Source organism: Pontibacter arcticus, from assembly GCF_003284895.1.
In the GTDB taxonomy this organism is placed as follows: Bacteria; Bacteroidota; Bacteroidia; order Cytophagales; family Hymenobacteraceae; genus Pontibacter; species Pontibacter arcticus.
Window position 1 is genome coordinate 528,725 of the sequence record NZ_QMDV01000002.1, and the last position, 19,273, is coordinate 547,997.

Consider the following 19,273-nt stretch of genomic DNA (forward strand, 5'->3'; position numbering starts at 1 on the left):
TGCTTATGCTCTACAGATCTTTGCTTTTATGGGTGGCGCTGCTTTTGAGTACGGCCGCTTTTGCACAACAAAACAGCCTATCAACCAAATCTAAAAAAGCAGAGAGCTTATACCACAAAGCTGACGAGTATACACGTGCCCGCGACTTTGACCGCGCTTTGGAGGTGCTGGACGAAGCATTGGCTAAAGATCCGGCCTTTGGCGAAGCCTACCTGCGTGCTGCAAACCTCAACAAGATTTTAGGCCGAAACTCAGTGGCGCAATCTCAGTTGGAGAAAGGCTTAGCACTTTTACCTTATAGCGCAGCGTACACCAACTTTTACTTTGATCTGGCTGAGTTATCGTTTGACAAAGGCAATTACGAGCAGGCAAAAGCAAATTACCAATCCTTTCTGAAAGGCAAAGCAAAAAACACCAAACAGATCGAATGGGCTAATAGGCAGCTTAAAACTATTGAATATGCTTTAGTGGCTATTCAAAAGCCCGTTAACTTTAGCCCTTCTTTGCTACCTGCTACCATCAATAAATTTGGGCTGCAATACTTTCCGTATACCACCGCCGACCAGCGTTCTTTTATTTACACGGCCCGTGCCGGCATCAATCCCACTCAGGACGAGAACATTTTTATCAGCAAAAAGAAAGGCGAAGACTGGCAAAATCCGGTTTCAATTTCCGAAGTGATCAACACATCAGCCAACGAGGGCGCTGCTACTATTTCCGGAGACGGACGAACACTGGTTTTTGCATCCTGTAACCGACCTGACACCCAAGGTGATTGTGATCTTTACATTTCCCTAAAAACCGGTGAGGAGTGGAGCAAGCCAGTAAACATGGGTACAACCGTCAATTCAAAAGCCTGGGATTCGCAGCCAAGTTTGTCCGCTGATGGTCGCACGTTATACTTTACCTCTACCAGAGGTGGTGGCGTGGGCAAAGAAGATATCTGGGTCACATATATGGCTGCTGACGGAATTTGGCTTAAACCCGAAAACCTGGGCCGCAATGTAAATACCACCGCCCGCGACATGGCACCATCTATCCATAGCAGTGGCTCTACGTTATACTTTGTAAGCGATGGCCATTTGGGATTTGGTGGGCTGGATGTTTTTAAAACGACACGTACTAAAGGCAAAAACTGGAGCGAACCGGCCAATATGGGTTATCCGCTTAATACCTTTGCCGATGAAGGTTCTCTGTTCATTTCTCCGGACAATAAAAAAGGCTTTTACTCACGCCAGGTAGGGTCCGATATGGCTACAGCAAGCATACAATTGTACAGCTTTGATGTGCCTGCCGAATGGCGCAGCCTGGAAAACAGCACCTACGCGCAAGGCCGTGTATTTGATGAGGCTACTAAAAAGCCATTAGGCGCAGTGGTACAGCTTTACGATGTTGCTTCTGACTCCTTGATCCAGCAGGTTAGTTCCGATAAAGTATCCGGAGAATATACGGTAGTGCTGACAGAAGGAAAACAATATGCCCTTTATGTAAGTGCGCCTAAGTACCTGGTTAACAGTTTAAGTTTTGATTATACTTCGGCTAAAGCTTTAACTCCTGTTGCGCTGGATGTATACTTAAAACCTGTAAAATCCGGGGCGGCTGTTGTATTGAGTAATCTGTTTTTTGATACAAACAAGTATAAACTCGACCCGAAATCGAAGACAGAACTGGACAAACTGATCAGCTTTATCAAACAGAACCAAAGTATAAAACTGGAGATTTCTGGCCATACAGATGATGTGGGTTCAGACCAGGCCAACCTCGAACTTTCAAGTAAAAGAGCACAGGCAGTAGTAGATTATCTGGTTAGCCAGGGAGTTCCGAAAAACCTGATCGTATCGAAAGGCTACGGCGAAAGCAAACCTGTAAAACCGAACACATCCGAAGAAAACCGACAGCTTAACCGACGAATAGAAATGCGGGTTTTATAGCCAGATTTATACTTTGTAAAAATCAATTTATACTTTAAAACAAGAAAGGCCGGTTACAGTAACCGGCCTTTCTTGTTTTTATACTTTCAGAATTACTATCTGTTAGCGATATCAATATAATCACGCTCCGTAGCACCGGTATAAACCTGACGCGGACGGCCAATTGGCTCTTTCTGCTCACGCATTTCTTTCCACTGTGCGATCCAGCCTGGTAAACGGCCAAGGGCAAACATCACGGTAAACATATCAGTCGGGATGCCGATAGCACGGTAAATGATACCAGAGTAAAAGTCTACGTTCGGGTATAATTTACGATCTACAAAGTATGGATCGTTCAGTGCAGCTTCTTCCAGTTCTTTGGCAATGTTCAGGATCGGATCGTTTACACCAAGGGCAGTTAACACATCGTCAGCTGCTTTCTTAATGATAGTTGCGCGTGGGTCGAAGTTTTTGTAAACGCGGTGTCCGAAGCCCATCAAACGGAACGGATCGTCTTTATCTTTTGCTTTGGCAATGTATTTCTTAGAATCGCCGCCATCAGCTTTAATAGCTTCCAGCATTTCGATTACCGCCTGGTTAGCGCCACCGTGTAGTGGTCCCCAAAGAGCGTTAATACCAGCAGAAACAGAAGAGTAAAGGCTTGCGTTAGCAGAACCTACCAGACGAACCGTAGAAGTAGAGCAGTTTTGCTCGTGATCGGCATGCAGGATAAGCAGTTTGTTTAATGCGCTAACAACAACCGGGTTGATTTCATATTCTTCCGTTGGATAAGCGAACATCATGTGCAGGAAGTTCGAGCAATAATCCAGCTTGTTTTTTGGGTAGTTAACCGGGTGGCCGATCGAGTTTTTATAAGACCAGGCAGCAATCGTAGAAATTTTAGCGATCAAACGGATAATCGAAAGATCAACTTCTTCTTTTGGCTGGTTCGGGTTAAGCGACTCCGGGTAGAAAGCAGTTAAGGAGCTGATCAGGGCAGATAAAATACCCATCGGGTGCGCTGCAGATGGGAAACCGTCTAAAATTTTGCGCATATCTTCGTTTACCAAAGTATGCATTTTGATCTTGTTGCTGAAGTCTTCCAGTTCCTGTATCGTTGGAAGCGAGTCGTAGATCAACAGGTAAGCAACTTCTAAAAAGTTTGATTTTTCAGCTAATTGCTCAATCGGATAGCCTCTGTAGCGTAATATACCCAGTTCGCCATCCAGGAAGGTGATCGCGCTTTGCGTAGCGCCGGTGTTCTTATATCCTGAATCTAATGTGATGTAGCCACTTTCTGAACGAAGATTAGCAATATCAATTGCTTTTTCGTTTTCTGAACCTACTACTACGGGTAGCTTGTAGGATTTTCCCTCTAAAATAATCTCAGCGAAATCTGACATTTTGTATTTGGTTTATGTCTGTTGTTTGTGTCTCGGAAAGCGAAATTATATAAAAAAGTAAAAAAAAGAAATCTATTGTAAGTTAAACTCCTCAATTAACAATTAGATAAACTTGCTTATGCAAAACCTTACTTATTAACGGCTGCTAAATAAAATGTTACAAAAAAATTATAACTAACTAATTACCAGTTTCAAACACCGGTTTTTAAAATTATAATCCTGAAGCGGCCACTATAAGTTTAAGTAAGATTTACCTTAAAAATATACTTTATGTTAAAAATAACCTACACTCAGCAGATAATCGAATAGTAATATTTATTATGCTAATTAAACCGAATGTATGTTTCTGGCTTAAAATCTTAACATCCGGTTCATTTTATACTTTGAGGCTGTTTAGCGTTTAAACAAATAAATTACTGCTGCCCTTGCTGCGTGTTTTCACTAGCAAGCTACAGTTGGTGAAAGTATAGTTGTCGGTGAAAACACCAACAACGGCAGGTAATTTACCGCCTTCATCTTTTAAACATAGCACTCCCTTTTATAAGTGGCTTGTTATTAACAGTAAGCAACTTGGTGTTTAAATTGTTTTTGAAAATTCAGGTTTTGCGAAAATTCTTCGTCGTAACTTTATGATTTCAGGTAATCAGCCTTCATTAAAAGCAGGTTCTTTTACTATCTAAACTTAATTTATACTTTAAAATGTATACAAGAGAACAGGCATCCCAATTAAGGCAGGCTTTCTGGACGGCGTTCGGGCAGTATATAGCCCCGCATCTTTCGGCAGAAGGTATAAAAGTTAGCTGGCTTAATTACAACACGGGGTTCAAGCATGTTTACTTCCGGATGCAGGCCGATAAAAAAACGGCTTCTATCGCCATTGAACTTACGCACCCCGATACCGAAATGCAGCAGTTGTTTTTCGAGCAGTTCGAAGCCCAGAAAAGTATACTGCACGATCAGTTGGGCGAAGCTTGGGAGTGGGACCTGCATACCGAAGACGAAAACGGGAAAACGATCAGCAGAATTTACAAAGAAATAAAACCGGTAAATGTATTCAATAAAGAAGACTGGCCAGCTATAATCTCGTTCCTGAAACCCCGGATTATAGCGCTGGATGAATTCTGGAGTATGGCACAGTATAGTTTTGAAGAACTGAAATAGAAGTATAAAAAAAGCCCTGCCAAACGTAATTGGCAGGGCTTTTTTTAGGATAAGCTGGGCTTAGTTACCAGGCCACGCGTTCCAGGGAATACGGGCAAGTATAAGAATCAGACCGATGCCGTAAAAAATGTAAATGTTACGGAAGCCTTTATTACTTCCGATCGAGCGTTTTGCTCGCGCATAACCAATTGTAATCAGTATAACGGCCAGGATCATCATCAGTGGGTGCTCCAGCATATAAAGTCTGGCTACCGAATCTTTCATGTTTGGCCCTGAAAAATTTGACATCCCAAGCGGAGAAACAAAGTATAAAATCAGGCCGATAACCCATTGCAGGTGCGTCGGGATCAAACCTAACAAAGCCATTTTGCGGTTGCTGTCGGTAAATGGTTTGTTGCCGGAGCTGCCCATAAAGGCACCGATAATGGCAACCAGAAGGCCTGCAATAACCAGATAAGCCAGGTACGAATGCAGATGCTGTAAACCTGTATACATTTTTTAATAGTTTTAAAGGTGAAAGAAGAGTTTCTAAGTCAGGCAAAAATACACCAATTTCCGAATATTACGCCTGTTGCCTGTATTGCTTTGGTAAGAAGTATAAAAACCTTTCCACCCGAATCGGCTTATACTTTATTAAACGCAAGTATAAAATGGCAGAAGAATCAGTAAACCCCGGAGTTGTAACGGTACGTGTGGCAGGCAACAATGCCCTAGTAGCCAATATTGCAGTTGGCAACCAACGTATACAGATAGATGAATCAGTAGAAGGAGTACAGCATGGAAGCTTAAACCCTTACGACCATATTCTGAGTGCCTTGGGTGCCTGCACAGCCATAACGGTACAGATGTATGCGCAACGTAAAAACTGGCCGCTCGAACTGGTAGAAGTATACTTAAGCCACGAACGCCGCCACCCCAATGACTGCGCCAATTGCCAGGACGACAATGCAAAGCTCAGCCATATTAAAAAGCAAATTCGGTTTGTAGGTGATCTTACGCCAGAACAAAAACAGCGTTTAGAACAGATTTCGTCGCGTTGTCCGGTTCAGAAAACATTGCAGGCCGGTATTGCCATTTCATCTGTTTTATTGGATGAAGTATAAAACCGGAATCTTGAAGCCATTCGTATTTCAGCGCAACATTTTCTTATCTTAGCTGCAAATCAAGTATATGTTCCTGCAACCAGACCGGTGTGGGAAACAGCAATTCAGCATGACACACAAAAAACTTTATACCTATTTACTGGCATCCATACTTGCCGGTGGCCTTTATGGCTGCGTTCCGATTGAGCAGCAGGGGCAAAGCAGCAGTGGTGTAGCCCAAGTGCCGCTTCGCTATGAAGATTATACTTATAACCAAAGTATAAAATCGGTACAACTGTATGCAGCCACCGGCGGACAAGAAGAAGTTTTGGAACCAGCCGTGATCTCGATAAGCCAAGAGCGACCTGTCATGCTGGAGTTTGATAGGTTGAACATGGGGCCGCAGCGTTTGGTAGCTAAACTGATTCACTGCAACGCCAACTGGACACCATCGGGCTTAAACGAAACACAATACCTGAACGATTTTAATGAGTTTTTCATCACCGATGTTCAGAATTCAGTGAACACGCGTGTGCCGTTTGTGCACTACCGGTTCAGGTTGCCGCGCGTAAAATTAAGTGGCAATTACCTGGTTCAGGTGCAGGAAGAGGGCGGCGGTTTGTTGCTAACCAAGCGGTTTATGGTCTATGAAAAAGCGGTATCGGTAACAGCCAAACTAGGCGCACCGGTAGGGCCGGGTGGCCGGGAATCTCGCCAGCAGGTAGAGTTTAATATCTTTTATAACGATTACCCGATCGTAAACCCATCGCAGGAAGTGAAAGTAGTGATGCGCCAGAACCACCGCTGGGACAATGCTAAAAACTACCCACGTCCCACTTTTGTACGGGATGCGCAGCGCAGGCTGGAATATGTGTTCTTCGAGCCAAAAGAGAATTTTAAAGGCTTAAGCGAGTTCCGCCCATTCGATACCAGAAGTATACGCTACCGTGGCATTGGCGTAAGCAACGTAAACCTGGAAGTAAACCCGGTGCAGGTAACATTAGAGCAAGACCAGAGCCGCCAGAGCGAGGTATACAGCCAGGACCCGGACATCAACGGCAAGCAGATCTTTGGTAACCGCGAGTATGGCAATGCCATCGTAAATGCAGATTATACCTGGGTTGATTTTGAGTTGAAATCAGAAAGCGAAGCGCCGGGCAGCGTGTATATTTTAGGCGAACTCACCAACTGGCAACTGACAGAAGAAAGCCGTATGAAGTATAACGCAGAATCACAAACTTACAACGGCCGCATGCTCCTGAAACAAGGTTACTACAATTACTATTATACGTTGAAACCAAGCGGCGCTGGCGAAGCCGACGCCAGTTACTTTGAAGGCAGCCATTTCCAGACAGATAATACCTACGATATATTAGTATACTACCGCCCACCCGGAACAAGAGCAGATCTGCTGATCGGGTACGAAGAGTTTTTCTTCAACAGGAAATAGCTGCACGTATAAAATAATTGTCTTAGTTGCCCTTGCTGTGTGTTTTCACCAGCAAGCACCTTTTTGTGATAGCATGGTTGTCGATGAAAACACCAATAACGGCGGGTTTTTCTTCAACAGAAAATAGGAATCAAGTATAAAAGAGAAAAGGCCGGTACTTAAACCAGCCTTTTCTCTTTTATAAAGTATGAGTTATAAACTTACACGTTGAAACGGAAGTGCATGATATCACCATCCTGTACCACGTATTCTTTTCCTTCTACGGCCATTTTACCGGCTTCTTTAATTTTCGCTTCTGATTTGTATTCCTGGTAATCAGCTAGTTTAATAACTTCCGCACGAATAAAGCCTTTCTCAAAATCGGTGTGGATGACGCCGGCAGCTTGTGGAGCTTTCCAGCCTTTTTCAATTGTCCAGGCGCGTACTTCTTTTACACCAGCGGTAAAGTACGTTACCAGGTTAAGCAATTCGTAAGAGGCCCGGATTAGTTTATTTAAGCCAGACTCTTTCAGGCCATACTCTGCCAGAAACATTTCTTTTTCTTCCGGCTCGGTTAGTTCTGCAATCTGTGCTTCGATAGAGGCCGAGATCAGTACTACCTGCGTGTTTTCATTCTTCACGTGTTCGGCAAGCGTTTTAGAAAACTCGTTGCCATCGTTCATCGAGTCTTCGTCTACGTTAGCTGCGTAAATCACTGGTTTTTCAGTCAGTAAGTTCAGGTCGGCAACGGCTTCTTTGTCGTCTTCGGTCACATCCAGGCTGCGCACGTTCAGACCGGCTTCGAGGTGGTTTTTATACTTTTCTAAACTCGCGAATTCTTTTTTTGCTTTGGCATCGCCGGCTTTGGCCGAACGCTGTACTTTTAAAAGCTTTTTCTCTACAGAATCCAGGTCTTTTAACTGCAACTCGGTATCAATAATTTCTTTGTCAGAAATAGGATCAACTTTACCGGCTACGTGTACAATATTCGGGTCTTCGAAGCAGCGCACCACATGTATAATGGCATCAACCTCCCGGATGTTTGCCAGGAATTTGTTGCCCAGGCCTTCGCCTTTGCTTGCGCCTTTTACAAGGCCTGCAATATCCACAAACTCGATGACGGTTGGCAGCACGCGTTCCGGGTGTACCAGTTCTTCCAATATCTGCAAACGCTCATCGGGCACGGTAATAATGCCTACGTTTGGTTCTATGGTGCAAAAAGGATAGTTGGCAGATTCTGCCTTAGCGTTCGAAATAGCGTTAAACAGCGTAGACTTGCCTACATTTGGCAATCCTACAATTCCGCATCTTAGTCCCATTGATATTTAGCGTTAATTTACAGGCCGCAAAGATACGGTTTTTGTTTATTCTTCTAAGTATAAAACCAAAACCTTTCCATCCGAAATCGCCATTCAAAGTATAAAACAGCTTCGAACAAAGTATAAACGGTCATCTATATACTTTGCAGGAAGGGTAGGAGCAAGTATAAATCTGAAACCAGTTGGTTATACTTTGGTACAGCAACTGGAAAGTATAAAACTAAAAAAGCCCATGGTGATACCACAGGCTCCGTATTTATAAGGGATGCGGGAGGGTTATTCCCACTTCAATTCTTCGTTGAAAGAAGTTGCTGGTTCCACTTCCACTTCTTCGCCGATTGGCAGCGGATTTTCTAGCGAGGCGAGGGCTTCTTCCGTTAGCAATTCAGATTTAACGTGCTCCACAGTTTCCTGCAGGGCTTCCAGAAATTTGGCAAAATCTTCTTTGTACAAAAAGATCTTGTGTTTCTCATAAGAGAAAGTCTCATCTTTAAACTTTCGCTTGCTCTCTGTTATGGTCACATAATAGTCGTTTGAGCGAGTTGATTTTACATCAAAGAAATACGTTCTCTTCCCGGCTCTTACTCTTTGGGAATAAATTTCTGCTTTTTCGTTGTTCTCTTCCACCGTTTAATAGACGTTAAATTCAACTTAATGAACCTAAAAGTAGGATATAGTTCTGATATATAAAAATTTTTGAATTTAAAATTGGTTAAATTATTTTCTCTTATATTTGCCGATGTACCAAACTAGTATAGCATGAATTTATGTTCAATTCTATTACTTTTATGGCTTTCGGTAACCGGTAGTTCGGCCAGTTATATAGCAGAGGGCAAGGCCTCTTTTTATTCCGATCGGATGCAGGGACACCGCACCGCAAACGGCGAACGCTACAACAAAACATTGCTTACGGCCGCGCACGCCACCCTTCCTTTCAATACCAAAGTGCGTGTTACCAACCTTAAAAACGGCAAAAGTGTAGTAGTTAAGATCAACGACCGCATGGCCCGCAACCGTCACAACATCATCGACCTTTCCAAAGCAGCAGCCAAACAGATCGATATTATCAGGGCTGGCTACGGCACTGTTAAACTTACACATGCAATAGGAGAGGAAACCGAACAACAAGCTGCGCCGCCAGCCGTTACGGAAGGAGACGCTATTACCAAATAATTTCCTCCGGACATGAAAAAGCCCCTTACCCTTGCCGATGTGCAGCAATTCGAGAACATGGAATTTCTGGCAAAGCAACTGGTAGAGGGCTTTATTACAGGTCTGCACCAATCGCCATACCACGGGTTTTCGGTGGAGTTTTCGGAGCACCGCCTTTATAACAGCGGCGATAGCACCCGCCACATCGACTGGAAAGTTTTTGCCCGCACCGACAAGCTTTTTGTAAAACGCTACGAAGAAGAAACCAACCTGCGCACGCATATTCTGCTGGATGTGTCGGCTTCGATGTATTACCCGACCGAGAATAACGGCAAACTAACTTTTTCGGCACTTTGTTCTGGCGCGTTGGCTACGCTTTTAAGAAGGCAGCGCGATGCCGTAGGCCTGGTTACCTTTGCAGATGCCATTCAATTGCAAACTCCGGTTCGTTCTACTTCCTCACATTTGCATACCTTGTTGTTATTGCTGCAACAGCAATTGGAGCGCCAACCGGTAGCCAGCGATACCAACGTGGCCGACGTAATCCACCAGATCGCGCAGCAAATTCCGAAGCGCTCGCTGGTTATACTTTTCTCGGATATGCTGAGCCACCACGACGACAGCGAAGCCATTTTTGCAGCCCTACAGCACTTAAAACACCAGAAACACGAAGTACTTATTTTCCATGTGATGGACCGCAAAACAGAGGAGGAGTTTGATTTTGCCGAGCGGCCTTATGTATTTGTGGACATGGAAACCGGCCAGGAACTGAAATTGCAACCATCCCAGGTACGCGACCATTACCGAAGTGCCGTTGAGAAGTTTAAACAGGATTTCGCGCTGAAATGCGGCCAGTATAAAATCGATTTTGTACCCGTTGATATCAGCGAACCGTTTGATAAAGTGCTGTATTCCTATTTGGTGAAGCGGGCGAAAGTGAGATAGGCTACCCATGCTATTGCAAATCCAATAACATAATATGCTGCTGCTCTCAGACCAGCTTTTATAAATTCTTTTTCCAATTCATAACTGTTTTCACACCAACAGTACTCGTACATGAGGTGAGCGAGGCTTTCAGCTGAAGCTTTGCTCATGTGCTTTGTTAAGCGATTGTTTTCTACCCTTCTTTTAGAACTTAATAGAATCGAAAATTTTCATCAAAGTGTCTTCATTTTTGATGTCTCTACCATAAAGACTCAATTTGTTCTGGCTATCTACTTGAATGAATACACCTATAATGCCTTTTCCTTTCTCTATAGGTTTTACTATCAAGGCAGGCTTTCCATCAATGGTAGTTGTAATTCGAATATGTGTAGCTGTGGTTTCATTCTTGAAATTATAGGAATACCAACCATAGTCATAGTCTAATTTATCCTTTCCATTCGTTATGCCTCCAGTTTTTGAATCAATACCCTGGCTTGTAAAGCTTTCCCAGTTAGATGGTACATCAATTGTAAACTGCTCAAAGTCTAAGGTCTTACTCAATTCTTCTTTCTTACAACTCAAGAGCAGTAGCGATAGGAGACACACTAACTTTAATTGATTTTTCATAATTATTATCTTTTATAATTACTGAGCCTATATATTAATAACTGGTTGCACTGTAATCTAACTACAGCACAACGGTTAGTATAAAAAACGTGCAAGGCCGTCGGCCGAAGCATGATTTTTATATAATGTTAGCAGTAGGCATTTCTTTTTAGTTTAGTGAGCAAAGACGCCCATTTTCTATTTCTTGATAAGCTGTTGGGAAAGCATAAATTTCTTTTTTCCCTCTGGAGTCATTGCATCTTGGAATTTGTGTCGCTTCCATTTTAGCCATGCGTTTCAGTTTATTCCAGAACTTCTCCGTCGTTTTGTCGGCACCGTTTCCGATTATCCTGTAGTGATTGCCTATCCAACCAAAGTTAGATATAGGAACTTCGCCTTCGTCCGCAATTTTGATTTCAAGGTGAATTACACCAGGATAACCCGCGCCGAAATAAGGAATAGCAGTATTGGCTCCTGGCCTTATTTCTGTCCATCCTGCCCACGGGTCTGTTATTTGTGTGCTTGCTTCTGAATACAAATCCAGAAGTGGTAACGGTCCAGAAGGTACATGCCACAATTTATACTCTACATAGCCCAATCCTGATTTCTGGGAGGCTAAATCTGTACTTATGCCGTGTTCTTTTTTGGCAACCCATTTTCTGTTTCCGTTTGAAATGAGAAATGCCAGCTCCTCTGCTTTATTGAGCCAGTTGTTTAGTAGCTCAACGTCTTGTTGCGCCAAATACATTGGTAACCATGCCATTCTTTTGTTCTTATTGCTTGCTGCCAACTACTGGAAAAGCGTAAACATACGGTTATTGGCATTATATATAGCCTTAAAAGCTTATTATGCCTAATCCTTTTTACTGCAGAAGAAATATAGAAAATTATTCTTAACCCTAAAAGTCTAAATTTCTTACTTCGGCATGTTATCCAAGGACTGCCACAAATATTTGCTGGCAATGGTGCGGTAAGGGCGCCAGTTCTCGGCAATTTCTACCATCTTCAGGCGCAAGGCTTTTCCGGTTTCTTCCAGTTTGTAGTGGCGTTTCATAGCGTTTTGTATACCCAGGTCATCCACTGGGAAAACGTCTGGTCGTTCCAGCGCAAACATCAGCAGCATTTCTACGGTCCAGCGGCCTACGCCTTTAATTTGTGTCAGGTGCTTAATTAAAGGCTCATCTTCGAGCGAGCTGATGGTGGTATGGTCCAGGTTTCCGGCTTGGGCAAAAGCGGCTACGTTACGCACATACCCAATCTTTTGAAACGACAAACCGGCACCGCGAAGCGTCTCATCGGGCGCTTGCAGCAAAAGTTCGGGATGTGGGTAGTTGTCCGGAAATAAAGCTGTAAAACGCTTAAAAATAGTAGCGGCCGCTTTGGTACTCAACTGCTGCGAAACAATAGAACTCAGCAATTGAAAGTATAGATCTTCGGATGCGGAAGAAGTAAGCGGTTTACCGTCCCTGATAATGGAAAGTATTACCGTGTCTTTACTAAGTACTTCCATTATTTCAGGAGAAGAGGTAAACGCCATAGTTATAGATTTATTTGTAGGGACAGGTCGCGACCTGTCCGAATCGTTCCTGATAATTTTCTATCTTTATCAGGGTACCTTCCCCAGGATTTTCAGGATAAAAAAGATACACAGAATTTACCCGAATGTATAATTTATGCTTTGTAAAACAGTCATCGTGCGGACAGGTCGCGACCTATCCCTACAAATGCCATTCTACAGTTTCTTCAACATTTCCAGCGTGCGCTCCAACATGTCATCGGAAATATCGAGGTGCGTTACAAACCGGATCATTTGCGGACCAAAACTTGAAGCGGCTATACCTTGCTGGGCCAGTGCGGCTACAAAAGCGGCATCGGTATACTTCTCATTCAGCTTGAAAATAACAATGTTGGTTTCTACGGAAAGTACGCTCTCTACATAACCAGCTTCCAGCAGCGTTTTTTCTAAAAGCTTTGCTTTCGCATGGTCTTCAGTGAGGCGTTCTACATGATGGTCTAAGGCGTAGATTCCCGCTGCGGCCAGGTAACCGCCCTGACGAATGCCGCCTCCTAAAACCTTACGGATGCGCTTACTTTGCTTGATAAAATCCTTGGTGCCCAACAAAACAGAACCTACCGGCGCTCCCAAACCTTTAGACAGGCAAATGGAAATGCTATCAAAATATAAACCGTAATTTTTTGCGTCCTCACCGGATGCAACCAACGCATTAAAAACACGCGCGCCATCTAAATGCAGCGCCAGGTTATGGCATTTGCATACGTCGGATATGGCTGCAATTTCGGGTAATGTATAAAATGCGCCGCCGCCTTTGTTACAGGTATTTTCAAGGGCCACCAATCTGGTTTCCGGGAAATGGATATTATCCGCCGGGCGAATATGGGCTTCTACCTGCTGTGGTGTTATTTTTCCCCTGTTACCGTGTATCAGCGCTACCGATGCGCCGGAGTTAAAAGAAATGCCACCGCCTTCGTACTGGTAAATATGGGCTGTTACGTCGCAGATCACTTCGGTAAGCGGTTGCGTATGTGCTTTGATGGCGATCTGGTTTGTCATGGTGCCGGAAGGGCAGAAGAGGCCGGCTTCCATCCCGAACATAGCGGCTGCTTTGGCCTCCAGTGCATTAATGGTCGGGTCTTCGCCATACACATCATCGCCCACCTGTGCGGCAAACATGGCCTCCAGCATGGCAGGCGTTGGTTTGGTTACGGTATCGGAGCGGAAATCAATTACGTGTTTCATACTTTAGTTCGTTGAGCCGGTTTAGAAGGTGAGGCAGTATAGCCTCCGGGAACGAAATTTAAACATACTCCCGGAAATACTTTACTTTGTTAAAATAAAAACTTACTTTTGCCCATCAAATTTAAACATTGCACCGATGGGAGTTACTAGACTTAAAAGAAAAGACCGTAAAAATAAGGCAAGAGCAAACAACAGAGTAGCGAGAATTAAGCAATTGTTGTTAACGCCAGTTATCAAAAACGTTGACATGGACGAGCTGCGTGCTCAGTTCGGCGAAGCTCCTAAGAATAAGCAAGTTGAAGAAGAAGCTGCTGCTTAATTCTGTTTTTACGACAAAGTAAAACCATCTGCCTGCCAACGCTGTGAAAGCTTCGGGTGGTGGGTTTTAGAAAGATCTTCAGAAGTATGCTTGTTCCGCAGGCATACTTTTTTTATGCCCTTTTCCCCAGCTCGATTACCTGCAAATCCTGTATCTTGCCGTCGATAATCGAGAAACGCATCATGGTCCGCACCTGATGGAAGCCATGTTTGCCCGCTGCACCCGGGTTCAGATGCAATAAACCGATACTTTTATCCGGCATCACTTTAAGTATGTGTGAGTGGCCGGTGATAAATAATTTCGGAGGATTGTCTTTTATACTTTGCCTTACGTCCGGGTGGTATTTGCCGGGATAACCGCCAATGTGCGTCATCAGCACGTCCAGTCCATTGGCATTAAACCGAAGCACTTTTGGATGAACCACCCGCACATCCTGCCCGTCAATATTGCCATATACGCCACGTACTGGAGCTACCTTACTTAACCTATCCGATACCTCAATCGTCCCGAAATCGCCGGCATGCCATACTTCGTCGCAGCCATCCAGCAGCCTTAAAATCTGGTCGTCGAGGTAAGAATGGGTATCGGAAAGCAAGGCTATTTTCATGTTCAGGACTTTTATTGTTATATGGCTGATTGTTGAAGTATAAACCTAAGTTCTGCAGCAAGTTTTAGCACAGCGGCAACTTGTGGTTGTGTATGGCTAGACGTTTTCAACTTCTTTGCTTTTGCAAAAGCAAGTATGGCAGATGCTTATACTTTAGTTATTGCTCCTGAAGTATAAGAACTGGATTTCCCGTTTCGTCATCCTGAAAGGATCCTGGTAGCAAGTTGCAATACAGCACGACCAAACTCAATAACGATTTCTGCACGCGTAATTTTCTGCTCTGGCAGAAATGTCGCAGATCCCGAAGGATTTCGGAGCAAGTAGAATACTTGCGTAATGCACCACCACAAGTTACCGCTGCGCTCAAACTTGCGGTAGAACTCTATACTTCAACCATTAAGCCTTCAACAATTCCATCATCCATCAAACACCCCAGGTTTCAGGAGATGTACGCCATTTGGCCAAAGCCTCCATTTCAGCTTCTGCAATATATCCGTTCTGCAGCGCAGCTTCGGTAAGGGCATTGTAATTACTCAGGCAGTAAAGCGGAATACCGGCCTTCTTAAAGTTCTCTTCAGCAAGTATAAATCCGTAGGTAAAAATAGCAGCCATCCCGATTACTTCGGCACCCGCAGCACGTACCGCTTCAGCAGCCTTCAGCGAGCTTCCACCCGTCGAGATAAGGTCTTCTACCAGCACCACTTTTTGGCCAGCCAGCAGCTTGCCTTCTATCTGGTTGCCCATGCCATGTTTCTTTGGCTCAGGCCGAACATACAGGAACGGCATTTCCAGCAGATCGGCTACTAATCCGCCTTGTGCAATACCAGCCGTGGCTACACCGGCAATGGCATCGGCCTCCGGGAAATTAGTTTTAATCAACTCAGCCAACTCTTGCTTGATGTAACTGCGTATATATGGGAAGGAGAGGGTAACGCGGTTGTCGCAGTAAATAGGCGAATTCCAGCCGCTGCTCCACTTAAATGGCGTGGCAGGACTAAGTTTAACGGCCTCCGTTTCGAGCAGGAAAGAGGCTACCTGGTGTGCTGTTGTCGTAGAATCCATGGCCGAATTTACAGAAATATTCAGGCTTTTTAAGCTGCTATGTTTTCTTTAACCCGATTTATTTATTCATTTGTGAGATTATTGACTTAACCGAGGCACCCGAACGTATGAACGTTTTCATTAATGACATTCCTTTGATCATCAAAAAAGCCACGGAAAAGGTTTACAAACACGAATACGACCTTATTCTGAAGTCTTCAGATACGTTTACTTCCAAAGACCTGATCGGCGATGTGCTGTTAAAAGACGTTGACAATGCTATGATCGACCGGATCGTGCGGCTGATGGAAGTTAAAAAGCTTAAAAAGCTGAATTCCCTGACCCTTGTTACTGATAAAAACAAAAAGCTGGCAGATCACCTCAAAGATCAGTTCAAGATCGTGAAAGCTGCCGGCGGCCTGGTGGTAAAAGATGGCAAAATCCTGATGATTTACCGCCTGGGCGTTTGGGATTTACCGAAAGGGAAACTCAACAAAAAAGAAGATACAGACCTGGGTGCGCTGCGTGAGGTAGAGGAGGAGTGCAACATTCAGGTAGAGATTCTGGATAAGCTGCCCACTACCTGGCATTCGTATGCTTACAAAGGCAATAAGATTCTGAAGAAAACGAACTGGTTCTTGATGAGCTGCTCCGACGATAGCCTGATGAAGCCGCAAGCCGAGGAGTTTATAGAAGAAGTGCGCTGGATGACACCCGAAGAAGTAGTGGAAGTTTTACCGGATGCTTATACTTCTATCCGATTTGTGGTGCGTCATTACCTTCAATCTCTGAAAACCGGAAAGGTATAAAATCATCCACGTTGCCGCCAAACCGGTGAATTTCACGGATAATAGTGGAGCTGATCGCGGCCAGTAACGGCGAGGTAATGATAAATATACTTTCGAGGTCGGGGTTGAGGTGGCGGTTGGCCTGGGCAATGGTGTTTTCGTATTCGAAATCGGTGGTGTTGCGCAGGCCTCGCAGTAAAAACTGCGCGCCAACTTCCTGGGCAAACGTAGCGGTCAGGCCTTTAAAAGACTGTACTTTGATATTCGGCTGGTCCTGGAAAATGCGGGCGATCACTTTTTCCATTTTATCCACGGGAATATATCTCTGCTTGCTGCTGTTGTTTCCGATCGCTACAATCACTTCATCAAATAGCTTCGCTCCACGCATCACAACATCGTAATGGCCGTTCGTAAACGGATCGAAAGAACCTGGAAAAAGCGCTATTCTTTTCATGTTGATCTGATTTATACTTGGATTATTCGCAAAGGTGCAGGCTGTATAGCTCAAAGTAACGGTGCTCGAACAGATCGTTAAATTTGTAGCTATACTCAATGGCCGTAGGGCGTTCCCCGAATTTTACGTGCCGGATGTACTTTTTAAGGATATTGAAAAGCGCAGAATCATGCATGATGTCGCCCCACACCGTGACCGTTTCCTGCTCCGGGTTTAGCTTCTGTTCCTGCATCACAAACACAATGTAGTAGATAAAATCTTCGGGGCTCAGGTAATGAAAAATATTACAGAACTCCAACCCATCTGTGCCGATCACTAAGATTGTAACATAATTAGTTTCTACAAAAGCATACAGCTGCGGCTGCGTTACTCTGCCCACTGCGTGCAGCATACTTCTTATAAGCGGACTGGTTTGATGTACCAGTTGCAGCGGCGCATCCAGGAAAGCCTGTTGCAAAGCTTGGTAAACAGCACTGTCTACAGCAAAAATGTTAACTGCTCCTAAACTATTATGCCGGTACGATAAGACCAGATCCTGCTTTTGGTTGAGGTTGCTGTGCAGCTTTAAATAATCAGATTGATGCAGCGGATCGTAGAGCGTTTCGGGTACCAGTGTAAAATGCAGGTTGCTAATGGATACCCGAACCAACTGCCAGCGCTGTTCCTGCAGCAAAGGATTTTCTGCCGCGATCAGCCTGATCTGTTCGGCCAGTTGCTGCGGCGTAAAAATGGAGAGCAGCTCATAATCCTCTAATACCACAAACTTGTTGCGCTCCATATCAGCAACTGCCAGCCGGATACTTTTTAGGCTTACAGACAAGTATAAATTACATTTACCGGCCTGCGACAAAGTAAAAGCTTCGTCCTGGATCTGATGTGCTAAGCGGAAATACGTATTGGTCTTGTTCAAGGTACTGGATTATAAGCAGGAAAAAAGCGCTGTTGAAAGTAGCTGCAAGTATAAAAAAAATATGCCAATCGGGCAGCACGAAATCAGTTACTGAAATAATGGCTCATGCCAAACAGATCATCAAAGGAAAATAAATGCTGCAGAATACGGTGCTTGTCGCTGGTTGGTATTTCGCGGAGCTGGGGCAGGGTTAGCAGTTGCACGTTTTCAATCAACTGTTCGTCCTCAGCGGCTTCCGGGTCGGTTCCGGTAATTATTTTTCCGCCCGTAGCCCGCACCTCAAAAAACAGTTCGATGGCGTGCAACGGATTTTCCAGAAATTCATTTACGAACAGGAAACGTACCACTTCTACTTCAATGCCGGTTTCTTCTAAAAACTCCCGTTTCAGGCAATCGTGTACTTTTTCGCCAAACTCCAGTCCGCCGCCCGGAGGTGCCCAGAATGCTTTATTATTAATGGTCTTGCCATGTTTGGCCAGCACAAGCTTCTTATCGATCACGCAGATACCGCTGACACGCACGCGTAACTGATGGGCATATGGGGCAACTGGGGGAGTTAGTTCATTCATAAAATTGTGCACAAAAAGTAAACTGGGTAACTTTGCCTCATGATACAAACGTACAACCCGGATTTTGAAGCCGACATACGCGAGAAATTAGAGCGTCAGGAATTCATGAAGCTCATGGGCTTCGAAGTTACTAAAATAGAAGCAGGAAGAATAGAAGGCCAGTTAATTTTAGAACAAAAGCACCGCCAGCACAAAGGTTTTACGCACGGTGGGGTAATTGCCTCGCTAGCCGATATTGTGGCGGGCTTTGCCGCAGTTAGCCTTGTTCCAAAAGATCACCACGTGGTTACAGCCGAAATCAAAGTATCTTATTTTCATCCGGGGATAGGGGATAAACTGCTGGCAAAAGGCTATGTAATTAAGCAGGGGCGCAAGTTAAATTTCTGCGAAGCCGAAGTATACAGTGTAACAGGTGCAGGCGAACCGCTGTTGATTGCAAAAGCCAGCGCCTCGATGGCGACCATAACCCCGGAAGATATTAAGCGTAGAGGATAATATTGCTTTATTTTAAGGATGCGTGTGTGGCAATCTTCTTTCCAGTAACCGCCCGTACAAATTATTTAAATTTAAAGAGGAAGTCTCAGCAGGATTTTATATTTTTGAATAACTAAATTAATAAAATGAACAAAGGCGTAGTAAAATTTTTTAATGAGAGCAAAGGATTTGGCTTCATTAAAGAGGAAGGTTCTGGAACAGAATATTTCGTACATGTAACTGGTCTGGTAGATCAGATCAGAGAAAACGATGAAGTAACGTTTGAACTGAAAGAAGGAAAAAAAGGTATGAATGCAGTTAACGTTAAACGCGCTTAGTTTAACCTGACTTGTTTTTAAATTTTTAA

At 44.2% G+C, this 19,273-nt stretch carries 23 protein-coding genes; 10 read left to right on the plus strand and 13 right to left on the minus strand.

Annotated elements, in window-relative coordinates:
* Positions 1-5: 5 nt before the first annotated feature.
* Positions 6-1,931 (plus strand): OmpA family protein, encoded by a 1,926-nt coding sequence (locus DP923_RS07435; protein ID WP_112305206.1) that lies wholly within the window; start codon positions 6-8, stop codon positions 1,929-1,931.
* 95 nt (positions 1,932-2,026) lie between these two features.
* On the opposite strand, the gene DP923_RS07440 is transcribed toward DP923_RS07435, so the two are convergent.
* Positions 2,027-3,313, minus strand: a complete 1,287-nt coding sequence (locus DP923_RS07440; RefSeq protein WP_112305207.1) for a citrate synthase — start codon at positions 3,311-3,313, stop codon at positions 2,027-2,029.
* Positions 3,314-4,012: 699 nt separating this feature from the next.
* Here DP923_RS07440 and DP923_RS07445 point away from each other — a divergent pair.
* A complete protein-coding gene (locus DP923_RS07445; protein WP_112305208.1) occupies positions 4,013-4,474 on the plus strand; it encodes a DUF4268 domain-containing protein in 462 nt (153 codons plus the stop codon).
* A gap of 60 nt (positions 4,475-4,534) precedes the next feature.
* On the opposite strand, the gene DP923_RS07450 is transcribed toward DP923_RS07445, so the two are convergent.
* Positions 4,535-4,969: a hypothetical protein gene (locus tag DP923_RS07450; RefSeq protein WP_112305209.1), complete on the minus strand. Its 435-nt coding sequence runs from the start codon at positions 4,967-4,969 to the stop codon at positions 4,535-4,537.
* 155 nt (positions 4,970-5,124) lie between these two features.
* Between DP923_RS07450 and DP923_RS07455 the strand changes: the two genes are divergently transcribed.
* Positions 5,125-5,577: an OsmC family protein gene (locus DP923_RS07455; protein ID WP_112305210.1), complete on the plus strand. Its 453-nt coding sequence runs from the start codon at positions 5,125-5,127 to the stop codon at positions 5,575-5,577.
* A gap of 109 nt (positions 5,578-5,686) precedes the next feature.
* Positions 5,687-7,006, plus strand: coding sequence for a type IX secretion system plug protein (locus DP923_RS07460; RefSeq protein ID WP_112305618.1), 1,320 nt, complete (start codon positions 5,687-5,689; stop codon positions 7,004-7,006).
* A gap of 200 nt (positions 7,007-7,206) precedes the next feature.
* Here the strand turns inward: DP923_RS07460 and ychF are convergent, their stop codons facing one another.
* Positions 7,207-8,304: a redox-regulated ATPase YchF gene (ychF, locus tag DP923_RS07465; protein WP_112305211.1), complete on the minus strand. Its 1,098-nt coding sequence runs from the start codon at positions 8,302-8,304 to the stop codon at positions 7,207-7,209.
* Positions 8,305-8,580: 276 nt separating this feature from the next.
* Complete coding sequence (locus tag DP923_RS07470; protein ID WP_112305212.1) at positions 8,581-8,931, minus strand: DUF3276 family protein; 351 nt, start codon at positions 8,929-8,931, stop codon at positions 8,581-8,583.
* Between the two features lie 132 nt (positions 8,932-9,063).
* Here DP923_RS07470 and DP923_RS07475 point away from each other — a divergent pair, with 132 nt between their 5' ends.
* Both DP923_RS07475 and DP923_RS07480 read left to right on the plus strand, forming a co-directional pair.
* The gene (locus tag DP923_RS07475) at positions 9,064-9,477 is read left to right on the plus strand and encodes a septal ring lytic transglycosylase RlpA family protein (protein WP_112305213.1); all 414 of its coding nucleotides are present in this window, start codon (positions 9,064-9,066) and stop codon (positions 9,475-9,477) included.
* A 12-nt stretch (positions 9,478-9,489) separates the two neighbouring features.
* The gene (locus DP923_RS07480) at positions 9,490-10,401 is read left to right on the plus strand and encodes a DUF58 domain-containing protein (protein WP_112305214.1); all 912 of its coding nucleotides are present in this window, start codon (positions 9,490-9,492) and stop codon (positions 10,399-10,401) included.
* A 183-nt stretch (positions 10,402-10,584) separates the two neighbouring features.
* Here the strand turns inward: DP923_RS07480 and DP923_RS07485 are convergent, their stop codons facing one another.
* The 4 genes from DP923_RS07485 to DP923_RS07500 all read right to left on the minus strand — a co-directional run bounded on the left by DP923_RS07485 (position 10,585) and on the right by DP923_RS07500 (position 13,744).
* On the minus strand, positions 10,585-11,007 hold the full coding sequence (locus DP923_RS07485; protein ID WP_112305215.1) for a hypothetical protein: 423 nt from the start codon (positions 11,005-11,007) through the stop codon (positions 10,585-10,587).
* Between the two features lie 148 nt (positions 11,008-11,155).
* Positions 11,156-11,749, minus strand: coding sequence for a hypothetical protein (locus DP923_RS07490; protein ID WP_125047678.1), 594 nt, complete (start codon positions 11,747-11,749; stop codon positions 11,156-11,158).
* Between the two features lie 153 nt (positions 11,750-11,902).
* The gene (locus DP923_RS07495) at positions 11,903-12,523 is read right to left on the minus strand and encodes a DNA-3-methyladenine glycosylase family protein (RefSeq protein WP_239020965.1); all 621 of its coding nucleotides are present in this window, start codon (positions 12,521-12,523) and stop codon (positions 11,903-11,905) included.
* 195 nt (positions 12,524-12,718) lie between these two features.
* A complete protein-coding gene (locus DP923_RS07500) occupies positions 12,719-13,744 on the minus strand; it encodes a threonine aldolase family protein (protein ID WP_112305218.1) in 1,026 nt (341 codons plus the stop codon).
* Between the two features lie 136 nt (positions 13,745-13,880).
* Between DP923_RS07500 and DP923_RS07505 the strand changes: the two genes are divergently transcribed.
* Positions 13,881-14,063, plus strand: coding sequence for a hypothetical protein (locus DP923_RS07505; RefSeq protein ID WP_112305219.1), 183 nt, complete (start codon positions 13,881-13,883; stop codon positions 14,061-14,063).
* 112 nt (positions 14,064-14,175) lie between these two features.
* Here DP923_RS07505 and DP923_RS07510 read toward each other — a convergent pair whose 3' ends face one another.
* Together DP923_RS07510 and pyrE are read right to left on the minus strand one after the other, a co-directional pair.
* Entirely contained in the window at positions 14,176-14,670 is a 495-nt protein-coding gene (locus tag DP923_RS07510) for a metallophosphoesterase family protein (protein ID WP_112305220.1), read from the minus strand.
* 423 nt (positions 14,671-15,093) lie between these two features.
* The gene (gene pyrE, locus DP923_RS07515) at positions 15,094-15,732 is read right to left on the minus strand and encodes an orotate phosphoribosyltransferase (RefSeq protein WP_112305221.1); all 639 of its coding nucleotides are present in this window, start codon (positions 15,730-15,732) and stop codon (positions 15,094-15,096) included.
* Between the two features lie 107 nt (positions 15,733-15,839).
* Between pyrE and DP923_RS07520 the strand changes: the two genes are divergently transcribed.
* A complete protein-coding gene (locus DP923_RS07520; protein WP_112305222.1) occupies positions 15,840-16,520 on the plus strand; it encodes an NUDIX hydrolase in 681 nt (226 codons plus the stop codon).
* Here DP923_RS07520 and coaD read toward each other — a convergent pair.
* The 3 genes from coaD to DP923_RS07535 form a co-directional block, all read right to left on the minus strand.
* On the minus strand, positions 16,465-16,953 hold the full coding sequence (coaD, locus tag DP923_RS07525; RefSeq protein ID WP_112305223.1) for a pantetheine-phosphate adenylyltransferase: 489 nt from the start codon (positions 16,951-16,953) through the stop codon (positions 16,465-16,467). The two genes, DP923_RS07520 and coaD, sit on opposite strands and share 56 nt — an antisense overlap.
* 22 nt (positions 16,954-16,975) lie before the next feature.
* Complete coding sequence (locus DP923_RS07530; RefSeq protein ID WP_112305224.1) at positions 16,976-17,863, minus strand: DUF3822 family protein; 888 nt, start codon at positions 17,861-17,863, stop codon at positions 16,976-16,978.
* Between the two features lie 83 nt (positions 17,864-17,946).
* A complete protein-coding gene (locus DP923_RS07535; protein ID WP_112305225.1) occupies positions 17,947-18,432 on the minus strand; it encodes an NUDIX domain-containing protein in 486 nt (161 codons plus the stop codon).
* A 39-nt stretch (positions 18,433-18,471) separates the two neighbouring features.
* Here DP923_RS07535 and DP923_RS07540 point away from each other — a divergent pair, with 39 nt between their 5' ends.
* Together DP923_RS07540 and DP923_RS07545 are read left to right on the plus strand one after the other, a co-directional pair.
* The gene (locus tag DP923_RS07540; RefSeq protein WP_112305226.1) at positions 18,472-18,927 is read left to right on the plus strand and encodes a PaaI family thioesterase; all 456 of its coding nucleotides are present in this window, start codon (positions 18,472-18,474) and stop codon (positions 18,925-18,927) included.
* Positions 18,928-19,052: 125 nt separating this feature from the next.
* Positions 19,053-19,244 (plus strand): cold-shock protein, encoded by a 192-nt coding sequence (locus DP923_RS07545; RefSeq protein ID WP_112305227.1) that lies wholly within the window; start codon positions 19,053-19,055, stop codon positions 19,242-19,244.
* Positions 19,245-19,273: the final 29 nt, after the last annotated feature.